The following is a 15,489-nucleotide window of genomic DNA, read 5'->3' on the forward strand; positions in this document are numbered from 1 at the left end:
AGTGGATGTTGCAGAGAGCGATATTTAACCGTTATCAATAAGGACATAAGACGCCTGGCTCACATAGCGTGCAACAGGAATGTCGTTGTTGAAGACAGCCAGCTGCTGTCTGCTTTTCAAAATGAAGCAAGGAAACGTTGTTATGACATTAAGTAAAATAAATCTAAAAATTATTGTGTGGGGCACCCTGATTGGAGGATTTATCAGCTCCCTGGTGAAATCCGGCACGGAAGCGAATATGCCTCCGCGCATCGCCGGTGAGATATCGCCGCCCGCAGCGCATATTGATGCGTGGCTTGGCCCACTGGGGATCAACGCCCATTCAATGGACTACGTTTATCAAGGCATTACCATCCCCGGCGCGGTGATGCTGTATCACTGGCTGTTTAGCTTTGCATTCGCTTTTGCTTACGTCCTGTTATCCGCATTCTGGCCTAAAGTCAGATTAGGGTACGGCGCGGCCTATGGTCTGATCATTACTCTAGTCATGCACGGCTTTCTTATCCCGGCTCTGGGCTTCCGCCACCCGGCGTACCTGGACGGTCAACCCGGCTGGCTCTGGAACCTGAATGGTTATGAGCTGTGGAGCGAAATCTTGGGCCATATCGCCTGGTCGGTGTCGATTGAAGTGAGCCTGATTGCGGTACTGGCTGCATTTGCCAAACCGATAAAGGGGAAGTGGTTTAGCCAGCCTGAATAATCGTTAATACGGTGCCTGGGCACCGTATTACTCTATATCGCACTCTGCTCTTACTGGGCGGCCGTCTCTTTATGTAGCCGCTCCACCAACCCGCTGCGCCTCTGCGTTCGCATTCTCACCGCGCTGATAAACACCGCGTTCTCGACATAAAGCGTCAGCTGCCGTTTGGCTCGGGTAATTGCGGTATACACCAGTTCTCGGGTTAATACCGGCATCATTTTATTCGGTAACACCAGCAGCGTATGGTCAAACTCCGAACCCTGCGACTTGTGTACCGTCATGGCAAAAGCCGTGTCATGTGGCGGCAGGCGGCTGGGCTGCACCGCCTTGATGCTGCCATCCGGTAACGGGAACCAGACCTTCAGCTGCTGCTCTTCATCCGGCATCGCTATGCCGATATCGCCGTTAAACAGCCCAAGCGCCCGGTCATTACGCGCAATCATCACCGGCCGTCCAACGTACCATTTGCCGTTAAGCGTGATATTGCGTCGGATAAGCCCCATCTGGCGTAGCGTCTGCTCAATACGGTCGTTAAGCCCCGCCACGCCAAACGGCCCCTCGCGCAGCGCGCACAGCAGCTGAAAGCGGCCAAACGCGGCCAGTACTTCACCCGGCGGGGCTCCATCCGCCAGCAACTTCAGGTAGTCGCGGTAACCCACCGCGCAGTCGTTAAGCAGCTGCTGATAATCATCGCTGCTGCTTAACGACCGGTGTCGGAGGTCGCTGAAACCACTGTTTAATACCTGCTCTGACGTTTTGACCGCCCCCGCATTGACCGCCAGCGCCAGCTGCCCGATACCGGACGTAGCGGCAAAGCGGTAGCTCCTGCGCAGCAGGCAGATCGTATCGCGCACTTCAGGCGCGCTGGCATCCTCGTGCCCGTCCACCTCACAGCCGGTTAAACGCGTCAGCTCTGCGGCCCGCTGCGGGCTGTAGCCCTCTTCCGCACAGCGGCAAATATCACCAAGCACGGCTCCGGCCTCGACTGAAGCCAGCTGATCGCGGTCACCGAGGAAGACCACCCGCGCCTGAACGGGTAGTGCGGCAATCAGGTTAGCCAGCATCGGAAGATCCACCATAGAGGCTTCATCCACCACCAGCACGTCCAGGTGCAACGGATTTCCGGCGTGATAGCGCATGCGCTGACTGCCCGGCTGCGCCCCCAGCAGGCGATGCAGCGTGGTGGCTTCCAGCGGGAAACTTTTCAAAATATCGTCTGCCAGATGTAGCTGCTGCAACGTATTGCCCAGCGATTCCGTCAGTCGCGCCGCCGCCTTGCCGGTGGGCGCCGTCAGTTCGATACGCGGAGGGGTCGGCGACAGCTCAATCAGACTGGCAAGCAGCTTGGCCACCGTCGTGGTCTTACCGGTGCCCGGCCCGCCGGAGATCACCGCAACCTGACGCGTCAGCGCCACTGCCGCCGCAATCTTCTGCCAGTCATCCGGCTGATGACCAAAATAACGGTCCAGCGTTTGACGCACCCGGCTCTCTTCCAGGCTCTGGGAAAAGTGCTGGCGCTGTATAAACTGCGCAACCTCTCCTTCGCTCTGCCACATTCGGTGCAGATAAAGACGCTGCCTGTACACCACCAGCGGCGTGGCCTGCTGGCCGTTGCTGACCGCCGTCTGCGCCAGCAGCAACGACTGCCAGTCCTCCGGCGCTCCCGCAGCATGCCACAGTGTCTGCGCCAGCTCCGGATGACGCCCGGCAAAAAAAGATTCGGGGCGCAGCTGTGACAGCGGCAGACAAACGTGACCTTCCCCGGCGTCCCGGCTGACCAGCGCCGCTGCCAGCATCAGCGCGGGCTGCCCTTCGGTTGCCACCATGCGGGCAAACTGCACGTCCAGAGGACGCAGTAAACGCTGGTGCTGTGCCAGCTGTAAGGCTTCTGCCAGCGTCATGCGTCACTCTCCGGTTGGTGGGCAAACAGATGGTCAAGAGCGGAGATAAACTCCGGCTGTGGCCGTGTAAAATAGATGCCGTTACCGCCCGTTGTACCGTCCATGCCGCGCAGGAAAAGGTAGATAACGCCACCAAAATGATGCTGGTAGTCATAGTCCACCAGGCGATGACGCAAGTAACGGTGCAGCGCCAGCGTATAGAGCTGGTACTGCAAATCATAGCGATGCGCCTGCATCGCCTGAGCCATCGCCTGCTGGGTATAGGCGCTGCTGTCCTCACCCAGCCAGTTAGATTTATAGTCCAGCAGGTAATATTTACCCTGCCAGCAGAATACCAGGTCGATAAAACCTTTCAGCATGCCCTGCACCTGATAAAAGTCGAGCGGCGGACAGGCCATTGAAAGCGGGTCCTGGCGTACCACCCGATCCAGCGCCTCTGCCGTCAGCAGACGGGATATCGGCAGATAAAATTGCAGCTCTACCCGCCTTGCCTGGGCCGGCAGCTGGTGGAGACTGACGCCCGTCTCGTTGAGCGGGGTTTGCAGGATGCGGTCAATCCAGTCGCGCATCACCGGCGTCCACTCCTCGCCCAGGCCCTGACCGCTGAGCTGCTGCGACAGCCACTCCTCATCCAGAGGCGCGCTGAATTCCAGCGTTTCAAACAGCCCGTGCAGAAACGTGCCCGGCCCGGCACCACGTGGAAAGGTATGCGGAGTCAGCAGCGGGACCTGCTCACCGCTGGCTTCCCCGGCGGCGTCAACGTCGAGGCGCGGCAACAGTTCCAGCGCGCCCGCACTGCCGTGCTGTTGTAGACCTGAATAGCTGGTCACACGCCAGCTATCACGCGGCGACCGGGGTAACGCCCGGCTGCTAAGAATTTGCCTCTCTGCCTGCGGCCCCTGCCACGGGGCGGCGTCGGCTTCTGCCGCCGTCACTAACGCCGTGGCATCACTGTTCAATGCCTGTAATGCTGCCAGCAGGCCACTGGCATCGGCAGGTTCGCCCTGTTGTACCAGATAACCCAGCGCGCTGCGGTGCAGGTCGCTGTTGCCCTCTTTCTTTCGCGTGCCCTTAATGAGCGGCGCGATGCCCACGCTACAGTGAAAGACAGAACGGGTCAGTGCAACGTAGAGCAGGCGCAGATCTTCCGCCAGCCGCTCCTGTTCTGCCAGCTCGATACTTTCCTCACTCTGCTGTAAATCCAGCAGCGCGGTAAACGTCTGGCGGTCGTGGTAAACGGCGTTATCCGCCTCGCGGAAGTTGGCGACGAACGGCAGCCAGACCAACGGATACTGTAGACCTTTAGATTTATGAATAGTGACGATCTGAACCAGATGGCGATCGCTCTCGAGCCGCAGCTGCTGATTCGCCACCTGGCCATCCGGCTGCTCCACCTGCTGGGCCAGCCAGCGCACCAGCGCGTGTTCGCTGTCGAGAGTCGCCGAGGCCTCCTGCAACAGCTCGCCCAGATGCAGCAGGTCGGTAAGTCGACGTTCGCCGCTGTCGGACGCCAGCAGATTTTCAGCGATCGCTCTTTTCATCATCAGCTCGCGCAGCATCGGCAGCACGCCACGCTTCAGCCAGCGTTGGCGGTAGTCTACAAACTCATCGACCAGCGCATCCCATGCGCGTTCATCCTGGGTGAGCGCATCCAGCGCCAACGCATCAACGCCAAACAGGCTGGTGGCCAGCGCGCTGCGTAAAATACGCTCCTGCTCCGGGGCCAGCACCGCCTGTAACAGCCACAGCATTTCGCGTGCTTCCGGGGTGGTAAACACGCTGTCGCGGTTGGATAGATAAACGGAAGGGATCGTCAGGGCATTGAATGCTTCACGCATCACCGCGGCTTCACTACGGCTACGCACCAGCACGGTAATGTCCGAGGCCTGCACCGGGCGCTGTTTACCGGCTTTTCCTATCAACGCCTCGCCCCGCTGACCCGCACTGAGCCAGCGGCAGATCTCAGCCGCGCACTGTCGCGCCATAAATTGTTGGTAATCGCTTACTCCAACACCATCGCCGGGCTGTAACCAGAATGTCAGAGCGGGCTGAACTTCCCCCTGGACATTAAATTTCAGGCTGTCGTTGGGCGCTGCCGGCTTAATGTGGACAAAGGGGATCTCGCTAAATAGAAAAGGATTTTTTTGTTTTAAAAACAGTTGATTAACCCCATCAACCATAGCAGGTGACGATCGCCAGTTTGTTTCCAATGTATAGTGAGCGCTAACTTCCGATCGCGCTTTCATATAGGTAAAAATATCCGCGCCGCGAAACGCGTAAATCGCCTGTTTCGGGTCACCTATCAGCAGTAGCGCACTTCCAGGCTGTCGACGATAGAGCGTGCGGAAAATACGATACTGCTGAGGGTCGGTATCCTGGAACTCGTCGATCAGCGCCACCGGGTAACGTTGGCGGATAGCCGAGGCCAGCATCTCACCGCCAGGCTGCTGTAGCGCAGCATCGAAGCGGCCCAGCAGATCGTCAAATCCCAGCTGGGCATGCAGGCGTTTCTCCTGTTGGGTGACAAAACGAACCTGCTGCAGCGCGCGCGCGATCACCAGGTCACGAAGCGACAGCGGTTCGGCAAGAAAGTCGTCGATCCGATCGAACAGCGGATGGCGCGGCGGCTCGCCCTTTTTCGTTTTTTCCAGCAGCACGCGCTGGCCGAAGCGCTCCAGTTCTTTTACCACCTCATAGTCCAGCGTCTCTGATTGCGCCCACAGGGTGATTTTCTCCAGCCAGTTGGGTAAGTGCTTACTATTGTAACTGCGACGGTCGATACCGGAGGCTTCAATCAGTTGCTGTAAATTATCTGCGGCCAGCCATGCCCGTTTCAGCTCGTCGATACGCGCAATGATTTTCTCATGGCGCTGCTCAATCGTTTCATCACCGTCCGGCGCCGATTTTAGCATCGGTGCCTCCCCGCCCAGCCACGGCGACAGCGTTTTCAGCAGCTGCTCCGGCCCGGCCCACAGTTGACGCACCACGCGTGCTACCGCCAGCGGCAATGGATAGCAGTAACGACGCCAGAAATCAGCGGTAGCCCGGCGGCGCAGCGGGGTTTCGTCCTCCAGCAGCTCCTGCTCAAACAGCATACCGGATTCAAAGGCGTTGAGATTCAGCATACGCTGGCAGAAGCCGTGAATGGTAAAGATGCCCGCTTCATCCATTTGGCGCTCGGCAGCCAGCAGATCGGCTGCCGCCTGGGGTAAATCGGTAATATCGGCCATCAGTGCGGCCAGCATCGGATCCTGGCTTTCACCCCGTATGCAGGCAATACGCAGTTGGTGAATATTGGCACGAATACGCCCGCGCAGCTCGGCGGTAGCGGCTTCGGTAAAGGTCACTACCAGAATTTCCTCTACCGACAGCGGGCGGCTGAAGGCCGCTCCCCCCCCCAAACCAAGCAGCAGGCGCAGATAGAGCAGCCCGATGGTAAACGTTTTTCCCGTTCCGGCAGACGCCTCAATCAGGCGCTCGCCGTGCAGGGGCAGGGTTAATGGCTCAAGCCTTTCAGCAGCCCACTCACTCATGGTTTATCCTGCCTCACCGGCAGAGACTGTTGCAGCGTTGAGATATCTTTCCAGGTCGTCCAGCCCTTCTCCTGGGCAAAATCGGCCTTGCCGTGATGGCTGCCGGAGATCTGCGACAGTAACGCCAGCCCGCTCGGTGCCATCACCGCCTGGTGGAAGAAGTCAGCCAGGGCTTGAGGCGTTAACTTCTGGATCTGCGCAATCACTTTTTCGCGGGTATCAAAGCGGTAGTTCTCGCGATCGAAGTCCTTGCCGTAGCGCCCTGCTTCTTCATCCAGCGTTTGCGGACGCTGCTTAAGCTCATTAATCATGGCCGCCTGATACTGTGAGAAATCCTCTTTGCTCATGGTACGCAGACGCTTTTCGGCCGTAGGGTAGAACGCCTTGAAACGACTCAGCAGAAAGGCCGGCTGCCGTACATTACTTTGCAGCAGGAAGCCAACGCCCCACTGGCGTCCAACCGGCATCTGGAAGGCGAATACCGCATAGCCGAGCTGCTCCTCGGTACGCAGCTGATTATAGAACCACGGCTGAATAATCTGGCTGAGCAGCGAGCTGCTGGCCATGCTCTGATGCTCGGAAAATCCGAGCGGAACATATAAAGCGGCCAGCGCCGAATCGGTGCTGCTGCCCGGTTTCTGCAGGTTTGCCAGCACCTGTTTATCCAGCGAGACCTGCTCGCGGTGCCACCATTCATGGCCAGTGCAGTCCAGCTGTCCTTTGACATCCGCCGCCAGGGTACGCACCGCGTCAGGGGTTATATTACCCACCACCATCAGTTCCGGCGTTGACTTCTCCAGCAGCATTTTGCGGTAGTCGAGCAGCTGTTGCAGCGTGATGCCCGAGACCAGCTTACGCCGCTCGCTACGCTCGGTGTAAGGCAAGTTAGACAGCAGCTGTGCAGGCTGGATAGCCAGCTCAAACGCCTTGCCTTTCTCTGCCGCATCCAGCTGTTCCAGATACCAGGACTTTGCCTGCGCCAGCTGCTGTTCACTCGGCGTAAAGCTGGCGTAGCCCGCCACTAGCTGGTTCATCAGCTTCGGCAGGCGCTGGGTGAAACCGCTTGCGCTGAAGGTCACTCCATCATTTTCGCTGGTAGTGAAGCTGATGCCCCCGACGGACGCCTGCGAACTGAGTTCGTCCAGCGCCACTCCGGCCAGATAATCGTTAACGGCAAACATGACCTGATCCTTTGCCGTGCTCATGGCGGCCTTATTACGCAGTGCCAGCGTAATATTGGCCTTGGGCTCATCGGCGTAATACTGACTGGGCATATAGAAAACGCGCAGCCCGTTTTGATTCATCAGCTCTTCGGGGTGCGAATAGGCTTTATCTGCCTTGATCAGGCTGAAATCGTCCGGTATCCAGGGATTGAGCTGCGGCAGAGAAAACGTGAGTTTGTCACTGGCTATCCGCCACTCCTTAAAGCGCTGCGCGCTGATACGATCGACCTGGTAAGGTGCATCAACAAAATAAGCCGTCTTGTTATGTGGCTCCTGCGGGCTGATAAACCAAATGCGCGCATTTTGCGGCGTCAAATCATCCAGCCGTGCTTTGATCGCCTGCGGATCGTAGCGGTCCGCGATATAGGGAGCCACCAGCGTATCGGCTACCGGTACGCGCAGCATGGTATCGGCCAGCCATTCGATGTAATCCATATCGCGGGTGATGGAGGGGTAACGGAAATCAAGATCCAGCACATGCGATACTTCATCAAAGTAGCGTTTATCGATGCCCTGAGCGCGCAGCGTATTGATATAGCTGAACACCGCGGCAATCACTTCATCGCGCTTTGCCTGACCTTTGTCGGTCAGGGACACCGAGATGGTGAATATGCCCCCGTTGCGATCGATCATCGGGTCTGCCCCGGCATTGATCGAGTCTGCCAGACCCTGATTTTGTAACCAGTCAGAGAGGGTATTTTTGCTGCGGTTACCGATCAGATAACCAATAAGCGTGTCGGTTTTGCTACGGAACCGGTCACTGTTGTTATCAATGCGAAACTCTATTTTCAGCTGTTTACGCGGCTGGGCCGGCACGTAGTGAATAATGATGCCTTTCTGCCGTTCAGTCACTACCGGAGTGGTGATATCCGGCACGGCTGCGTGATGGTTTTCGACACGACCAAAAGTGTCCGCCGCAATATTCTCCAGTTCGCTTAGCGGCTGGTTACCGTAGATCACGGCCTTCATCAGATTTGCCGAATAATAGCGATGATAGAACGCCTTCAGCGCATCATGCAGTTTGCTGTGGGGCTTATCGCGCAGGGTTTCCAGATTCCCACCGGAAAACCGGGAGCTGGGATGAAGCGGGTTAAGCGTTTCCGCATCGACCTGCGCCATACGCAAACCGTCCCGCGAACGCGCCATCGTCAGTTCAGCGTTTACCGCGTGGCGTTCACGATCGGCATTGACCGGATCGAGCAGCGGCTCGGCAATCGCATCGGCAAGCCTGTCTGCCGCCGGCCGTAACGCGTTGTTTTCGACCTCCAGATAGAAAGCGGTGCGGTAAGACGCGGTACTGGCGTTATGACTACCGCCATTTTTTTTCAGGAACTCTGCCAGATTGTCCGGCTGCGGGTAGCGTTTTGATCCCATCAGCACCATATGTTCCAGATAGTGTGCAAGGCCGAGCTGATCGTGAGGGTTTTCCAGCGATCCGACCGGGAGCGTCAGCGCCGCCAGCGATTTTGTCGCCTTCGCATCGGATACCAGCAGCACCGTCATGCCGTTATCCAGCTTAATCGCCTGATACTGGCGCGGGTCTTTCTCACTTTTGCGAATGGTTTCAGTCAGGGGCTGCCAGCCTGCCTGAGCATGGGTCAGCGGACTGAACAACGTGACGGTAACAAAACAAGCTAACCAGACTGCACAACGACGCATTGACACTCCTCAATCTAACGGTTTACCACCTGACTTCCTGCCAGATGAATATCGGCTTACACATATCGGCATAGCCTAATGGTGCATGCTAACGTAATCAATTATCAGGTAAAAACACTACAGTAAGTCACGTGCAATGTCCGCAAATTTGATACTCTTCGCCAGGCAAAGAGGGATAATTCAGGCTGTAATCTTCAACCAAATCAACATTTTAAATTAGCCGATACGATCTGGCTCAAAGATTGAGCACTAGCTTTTAGCCGTCTTTTCAGCGTATGAGGTGTGTAGGGATACCAGAAAGTGTGCGGATTGCCTGAGGAAGTCAGTGACGGAAGGCGCTTTTATCTAAACCCGATTTAATCAACAAGGCCGGCTGGCCTTCGAATCCCTTACCCTGGCGCGTAACCCTGCCAACTGAGTAACACATCCCCGTCAATACGGTTCTTGCTGTACGCTTACGAAGAAAGCCTCGTAGCCGAGTTAATTTCCATTAACTCCTACGAGGCCATAATCAGGAAGTTAACCGTGATATATATGATCTAAAATATTATTTTATTCGCGTGCAGTAGAATCATATGAAATATATTTAATGCTAAGTAGATACATTACTAAATAATCAAATTAAGTAGTATGACGTTTTAAATCAAGCGTTACTTAACGTTATTGCCGTATGCAGTAATACGTTAGCGCCGGACTCTGCCCATTCTTGAGTTATATCCTCTGACTCGTGATGGGAAATCCCGTCAACACAAGGGCAAAATATCATTGATGTCGGCGCTACTCCTGAAATCCATGTAGCATCATGTCCTGCACCAGATGTTATTTCCATAAAGTCATAACCTAGCTGAATGGCTGAGTTTTTAACAACCTCCGTGATTTGTTTGTCGAATTCAATGGGTTCATAGTGACCGATTCTTTCGATAGAACATAATACATTATGTTCTTGTGCTATTTTTTGTACTTCTGTTTCGACCAGTTCACAAAGTGTAATAAATTTATCCTTATCGACAGCACGCAAATCGATGGTGAATATGGCTGTTTCAGGTAAAGCATTTCTGGAATTAGGAAGCATATTAATTTGCCCCACTGAACCTGCTACATTTGGCTGGAGCTTCATAGCTATGTCGTCAACGATATTAATTATACGAGCCATTGCCAGGCAAGCATTTTTACGCATGTTCATCGGCGTTGATCCCGTATGAGCCGATCGGCCAGTCAAAGTAACCTCCAGCCAGGACTGGCCCTGACAGTGTGTCACAACACCGACACTTTTATGTTTTGATTCCAGAATTGGGCCTTGCTCAATATGATATTCAACATATGAATGAATTTTTCGTGCCCCTACTGGCTCCGTACCTAACCAGCCGGTACGCTTAAGTTCATGATGTAGTGTTATACCTTCTCTGTCTTTTAGTCCATAGGCATATTCTAGTGAGTAAACACCTGAGAATACGGCAGAAGCCAACATAGAGGGTACAAAGCGAGAACCTTCTTCATTCGTCCAGTTGGTTACAATGATGGAACGCTTAGTCTTGACCTGGTATTCGTTAAGCGTTCTGACTACCTCGAGAGCGGCTACTACACCTAATACACCATCAAATTTACCGCCGGTAGGTTGTGTATCAAGGTGTGAACCTATATAAACGCCGGGGAGATCTGGCTCTGTTCCTTCCCGGGTAGCAAAAATAGTCCCCATTTGATCGACACTTATTGCTAAACCTGCCTCTTTGCACCATCTGCAAAATAGCTCTCGCCCCTGATTATCTTCATCTGTTAGCGCCTGGCGATTTGAGCCACCAGATTTTCCTGGGCCAATTTTTGCCATTTCCATAATGGAATCCCAGAAACGATTTTTCCTGATAGCCATAATGGAATTGTGATTTAATTCTAATTTCATTGAGTCTCACCACCTTAATGAATATGGTTATAAGAAAAACACAAATTAGTATAATTTATATTTCCTCAAGAACACTATCAACCCATGTGGTAATACCAGAGTCTTTATCTTCTGTGCCAAGATCATTAAAAAGTTCTGTAGATAAATACCGTTCTCCAGTATCAGGGGCCATCGCTAAAATGACTGTCCCGTCGGGAGAATTTCGCGCGACGTCTAATGCTGTTGCAATAGTGGCTCCTGCAGAAATGCCAACCAGTATGCCCTCTGATTTTGCCAGCTGTCGTGCAGTGTCGAGTGCTGAATACTCATCAATGGTAACCAGTGAGTCAATGATACTTTGATCCAGAAGACCAGGAACAAAGTCAGGAGTCCAGCCCTGAATTGCATGTACTTTCCATTCATTTTTCGCCAGAATTTGTGCACCTTCTGGTTCTGCTACGACAATTTTTACATCCGGACGCGCCACTTTTAGCATCTGCCCTGTTCCTGTCAGCGTCCCGCTAGTTCCGAATCCAGAGACAAAATAATCCAGGCGTTTACCTGCAAAATCACTCAGGATCTCGGATGCTGTGGTCATACGGTGGTAACTGGGGTTTGCTGGATTATCAAACTGGCGAGGCCTGAACCAGCCATTCTCCCGGGCTAGCTGGTCAGCTATTTTGTTACCGCCGCTGCTACCAAGCTCGCCAGGAAATAAGATGACTTTTCCTCCATAAGCACGGATCAGTTTTCTACGCTCAATAGAATAGCCCTCTCCCATCACGGCAATAAACTGATATCCTCTTACTGCTGCTACCATAGCAAAAGCAATTCCGACGTTACCCGAAGTGCATTCAATTATAGTGTCGCCTTTTTTTAGCTCTCCGCGCCTTTCTGCATCCAGGACGACGGAAAGTGCAAGCCGGTCTTTGACTGAACCTCCGGGATTGAAGGACTCAACTTTTACATAAACTTCCACGTTACCAGGTGAAAGAGTATTGAGCCTAACGATGGGAGTCCTTCCCACAGTCTCTAAAATATTATTAAAAAGTGCCATAATTCCATCCCCAATTATATATATTAATTCAAATTAACAACTCTTTTCCGCCAGAAAAAATTGAAATTCTGACTTACGGCATAGCTGCTGAACATTATCAAAACAACGCCGATCATTTGGACGTGATTTAAAGCAACGTCGTAAAAATAATAATCTACAAAAATAGCTACGGCAGGGTAAATAAATGTCATTACCGCAATAATAGGGGCTGAAAGTTTTTTATAGGCAGAATACATTATAATATAAGTTAAACATGAATGAACTGCGCCAAGAATAAACAAGCACCCCCATTGCTTTACTGTTATATCAGCAATGCCTGACAATTCGCTGAAAGGATACAGAACGATGACACCTACACCTAATTGAACCAAGGTTATTATATAAGCAGATATACCTTTCAACCCTTTTACAATGACAGCCGATATGGCCCAGAAAACAGCAGCAGATAAAGCAAGAGCTATTCCCTTTAAATATGATGATGATAATGTAAAATTAGCAAAATCAATATTTGCAACTAAACTTACACCGACAAAAGATACGACCATCCATAATATTTTATTCAGGGAAACTCGTTCTTTGTAGCTGGCAGCCCAGATGAGCATAAAGAAAAATGGTTGAGCATGATATACAACTGTCGACGTTGAAATTGATGCAATCTTAAAGGATTCAAAAAGCATAACCCAGTTAAAAACAAGGAAGATCCCACTTATTACTATAATCAATAAGCTCTTTAACGTCAGGTGATGATCTTTTAAATGCCCACTATATAAACAGTATGCAACAAGAAAAACCACCCCAAGCAAACATCGATAAAACACCACATTATAGGCGCTTTGTCCTGATTCAATAACAAACAGTCCTACTGTCCCCATCATGACCATAGCGCAAAATAGCTGTAATATACCTATTTTTTCTTCTGACTTATTCATTATTCATTCCTCAAACGTTTTCAGGTTGTCTTTCTATGTCTGAACGGGCATTGTTGTGGGCGTTCAGTCCCACTTTCCTCTAATTGATACTGCTTCCATTCCAGATTGGCATCGTCACCATAAAAACCGAGCTCAGAAGGGAAAACGCCGCCGTTATACTCTCTGACCCGTTCCCGGATATGTTCCCGAAGCTGGCGTCCAGCCTTTGTATTCCCGTTAGCAACAGCATCAAAATTTTCTCTGGCATTAATGACAAATGTTAAGTGTGCCCCCAAATTCCTGTTACGGAGAATTCGATGATTCTGTGTGCTCATATTTATGAAAAATTGAATGCCATTAAAATAAAATGTCCATTCTGCATCCTCCGGGCTGACTGATATATTCTCTGGCCATGGTTTACTATCTCTGGCATGTGCCCAGTTAAGTGCTTCCCATCCAGTCTCGTGCTGATTTTTATTTATGTAATATTCTGGAGAGAAAAATACGACCAAAGGAGACAGTAGTCGTTTACTTAATGGTGTATCATTTATATAATCACTATAAGAAACTAAACCATGTAAAAAATCCAAATACTCAGAGTCTTTTCTTTTTTCGCAAAAGACAAACTTAATTGATTTTGCTTTCCATGCACTTTTGCTAAAAATACAAGGGAATTCAGAATCATGAAGTTTGATACTGAATTGTCTCCAGGCTTTTCTTTTCCATTCACTAAAATTATGTAATGACTCAATGACTTCAGCATGAGAAAAAATCACCTGTCTATCTTTGTAGAACAAAAATTCTGACAACATTTTAGTCATCATCGTTATCCAGATAAGTTTTCTACGTTAAGAACAAAGCATCTACGACATCGCAGATATTGATTAAATCTTTTTCATTCTGCTCAGGCCTGTTTTCGTCAGGACTAAACTCTGCAATCTCAAGCCCCAGAACCTGACTGGCTGGAATTGCCTTAAGTGTATCAATCAGTGTGGAAAGAGGCAGGCCGCCTTTAACTTTGTAATCAGCATTAATCTGGCCGGGGTCGAGAACGTCCCAGTCAATATGTATCCAGACTTTAGATCCTTCTATATTTTTAATAACATTTTCTGGATTCACTTTTTCTGGAATAATATTTCGTACTGAATGTTGTTTCAGCGATAAAAGCTCTGCTTCATCTATATCATGTGCACCAATCAGAATGACCTGCTCAGGCCTGATACCATGACCATAACCACTATCCCATAAGCCACAGGCGCCAGCTAAGGCCATTCCACCCAGATAACCGGTTGAAGTCGTATGTGGAGTATTAAAATCTCCGTGGGCATCTATCCACAACAGTTTCATGTCTGGATACTTTGCGGCCGCAATGGGTAATGTGGCCAGGCTAGCTGAACAAGTGTTTAAGGCCAGAATAGGGGTATTATCTTGTTCCAGACATTGCTGCAGTTCTCCTTGCAGGAGAGCTAATGTTGGAGCAGCTTCGGGAAGAGAGTCCTTCCATTGATCATTCTTACAGGGCGAGAACTTACCTATATAGCTGATTTTTCTTTTAAATTTTCTTCCAAGTGTATCGGCGGTAAGCTTTGCCCCCCTAAGCGTAGCGTCTGTTTTATCCCCAACGCGTCCTTGTGAACAAATGATTTTCACCTGCATAAATTGACTCCGTGATTAATTAAGTGAAAACATTGTTACCAAAAAATGTCAATTTAAGTCAATTGTTTACAATAATGTAATCATTTGCTTAAAAAAATTTAATGTTTTAATTTGGGGAAATTACAGTTGAACGAACCGCATTAAACGCCATAAGAAGAATAAGCTTTTCGTCAGTTGATCTATGAACAAACAATAATATTTATATAATTTTATTGCATAAGCTTATTTCCACATTGATTGCGATTTAATTATTTATAATTAAATATCAATAGTTTAAACGATTTTGACGCGTAATTACGCAAGGATATTGAAGTTGGTTATCAAAGCGAGTGCGCACGAATGATTATACGTTAACGTGTCATTGTTTAATAAATCTAACTTTTTGCCGTAACCATGATCAGATCACCACACTCCTGATCCTGCTGCGATATCACGTGGCAAAACAAAAGTTCAAAATCACCAACTGGGCTACCTACAACAAGTCGCTCATCCATCGGGCACACTGACATTCTGGCCTGATGAGTCGACCATCCAGGCCTGGTATGACAAGCCCAACACGTCTTCACGTGGTCGTCCTCAACGTTGTTCTGAGCTAGCTATTTCTACCGTACTGATGCTCAAACGCGTTTTGAAAGGCTGTGGCTGGCGCGGCACGAAACCATCATCCGGGGTCATCAGCGCCGGACAATGTGGCAGTTACTGAAAAAGGTGCATCACTTTATGAAAACCGTCAGTCCGTTTCCGGGTGGCAAATACGGGCTGGTAAAAGCGTAGCGATATCAGGATCACTGATTTAGTGAAGGTTCGGTGGGGTAAGCCGATAGCTGGTGTAAAAAGGGTTCATATACATCCTGAACCCTCTTAAACCAGAACTAAGATCGTTCATCGTTCTGAATATCTTACTGTTCGGGACTTTCTGGTGGGAAAATGATCTCTTTGGTTGTCACTGCGCCAACGCGATAGTCTGTGCATCATT

At 50.8% G+C, this 15,489-nt stretch carries 9 protein-coding genes and 2 pseudogenes; 3 read left to right on the forward strand and 8 right to left on the reverse strand.

Annotation, left to right across the window (positions count from 1 at the left end):
* Positions 1-142: 142 nt before the first annotated feature.
* Entirely contained in the window at positions 143-700 is a 558-nt protein-coding gene (locus ETA_RS14930; RefSeq protein WP_012442447.1) for a YagU family protein, read from the forward strand.
* 50 nt (positions 701-750) lie between these two features.
* Here ETA_RS14930 and recD read toward each other — a convergent pair whose 3' ends face one another.
* The 8 genes from recD to ETA_RS14970 form a co-directional block, all read right to left on the reverse strand.
* The gene (recD, locus tag ETA_RS14935) at positions 751-2,601 is read right to left on the reverse strand and encodes an exodeoxyribonuclease V subunit alpha (RefSeq protein WP_012442448.1); all 1,851 of its coding nucleotides are present in this window, start codon (positions 2,599-2,601) and stop codon (positions 751-753) included.
* Complete coding sequence (gene recB / locus ETA_RS14940) at positions 2,598-6,134, reverse strand: exodeoxyribonuclease V subunit beta (RefSeq protein WP_012442449.1); 3,537 nt, start codon at positions 6,132-6,134, stop codon at positions 2,598-2,600. The genes recD and recB overlap by 4 nt, the downstream gene beginning before the upstream one ends.
* Positions 6,131-9,016, reverse strand: a complete 2,886-nt coding sequence (ptrA, locus tag ETA_RS14945) for a pitrilysin (protein ID WP_042959111.1) — start codon at positions 9,014-9,016, stop codon at positions 6,131-6,133. Before ptrA ends, recB begins: the two co-directional genes overlap by 4 nt.
* Positions 9,017-9,659: 643 nt before the next feature.
* Positions 9,660-10,913 carry a Zn-dependent hydrolase gene (locus ETA_RS14950; RefSeq protein WP_197531934.1) on the reverse strand — a complete coding sequence of 418 codons (1,254 nt, stop codon included), beginning with the start codon at positions 10,911-10,913 and terminating at the stop codon, positions 9,660-9,662.
* A gap of 55 nt (positions 10,914-10,968) precedes the next feature.
* Positions 10,969-11,949 carry a cysteine synthase A gene (cysK, locus tag ETA_RS14955; RefSeq protein ID WP_012442452.1) on the reverse strand — a complete coding sequence of 327 codons (981 nt, stop codon included), beginning with the start codon at positions 11,947-11,949 and terminating at the stop codon, positions 10,969-10,971.
* A 23-nt stretch (positions 11,950-11,972) separates the two neighbouring features.
* Positions 11,973-12,878 (reverse strand): DMT family transporter, encoded by a 906-nt coding sequence (locus ETA_RS14960; RefSeq protein WP_012442453.1) that lies wholly within the window; start codon positions 12,876-12,878, stop codon positions 11,973-11,975.
* Positions 12,879-12,898: 20 nt separating this feature from the next.
* Positions 12,899-13,681: a YqcI/YcgG family protein gene (locus ETA_RS14965; protein WP_157861813.1), complete on the reverse strand. Its 783-nt coding sequence runs from the start codon at positions 13,679-13,681 to the stop codon at positions 12,899-12,901.
* 19 nt (positions 13,682-13,700) lie between these two features.
* On the reverse strand, positions 13,701-14,513 hold the full coding sequence (locus tag ETA_RS14970; protein ID WP_012442455.1) for an arginase family protein: 813 nt from the start codon (positions 14,511-14,513) through the stop codon (positions 13,701-13,703).
* Between the two features lie 434 nt (positions 14,514-14,947).
* On the opposite strand from ETA_RS14970, the pseudogene ETA_RS19390 reads away from it, so the two are divergent.
* Both ETA_RS19390 and ETA_RS20035 read left to right on the forward strand, forming a co-directional pair.
* Positions 14,948-15,141 (forward strand): annotated as a pseudogene (locus tag ETA_RS19390) (transposase); the annotation flags it as partial.
* Positions 15,142-15,143: 2 nt separating this feature from the next.
* A pseudogene (locus ETA_RS20035) lies at positions 15,144-15,287 on the forward strand (IS630 family transposase); the annotation flags it as partial.
* Positions 15,288-15,489 lie beyond the last annotated feature (202 nt).

Source organism: Erwinia tasmaniensis Et1/99 (genome assembly GCF_000026185.1).
Classification (GTDB): domain Bacteria; phylum Pseudomonadota; class Gammaproteobacteria; order Enterobacterales; family Enterobacteriaceae; genus Erwinia; species Erwinia tasmaniensis.